The 698-nt window shown below is 55.3% G+C and carries 1 protein-coding gene; it reads left to right on the top strand.

Annotated features, from left to right (window positions below; translation table 11 throughout):
* The coding region (locus tag EN780_RS36350) for a DEAD/DEAH box helicase (RefSeq protein ID WP_128276602.1) at window positions 1-698 on the top strand (698 nt) is incomplete at both ends.

Below are 698 nucleotides of genomic sequence, written 5' to 3'. Positions count from 1 at the left end.
ATCATGGGCTCTCTGACAAAGTTTTGGGCAAACCTGAACTTTTGCCAGTGGCAAGCGGCATGCCGCTTCTCACGGACATTCAGTTCGAAGCTTTAGAGGCAGGCGTAGCTCGCGGAGAAAGTCTTCTTGTCAGCGCGCCGACATCGACCGGGAAGACCCTAATCGGTTGGTGGACAGTGGCATCAGCCATTGAGGCAGGCTACACGGCTGTTTATCTCGTCTCTCATCGGGCGTTGGCCAAACAGAAGTTCGAGGAGGCTAAGAGATTATTTCTTGGTGACTTCCTAGCTTACGACCGTTCGGCGATTGTATGTGCGACAGGGGACAGCGTCGAAGACGCGGCAGGTCGGAAAACAAATGCTCCCCTTTCTTCTGTTATCTTGGTTGCAACGTACGAGAAGTTTCTGGGCTGCTTGTCAGTTGGTGGGCCGCCGCGTGACCTGACAAACATCTGCTTCGTCTGTGATGAAGTCCAGTTGGTGGGGGATAAACATCGCGGCCAAAACGCCGAACTTCTCCTGACGTTGATGCGGCGAGCGGGGTGGCGGCAGTTCGTCGGGCTGTCTGCGGTTCTGAGCCCCGGCGATGCACAGGCACTGGCTAGTTGGTTGGGGATTGGCTTGATCAGAAACCCCAATCGCGAAAAGGCATTGACCATTGAGTGTCGAACACCCTTGGCAACGCTCTCCGTCTCAGCT

Origin of the sequence: Mesorhizobium sp. M4B.F.Ca.ET.089.01.1.1, assembly GCF_004022605.1 — a bacterium.
Taxonomy (GTDB): Bacteria; Pseudomonadota; Alphaproteobacteria; order Rhizobiales; family Rhizobiaceae; genus Mesorhizobium; species Mesorhizobium abyssinicae.
The sequence above is the reverse complement of the archived record's forward strand: the minus strand, read 5'-3'. Positions and strand labels throughout refer to the sequence as shown.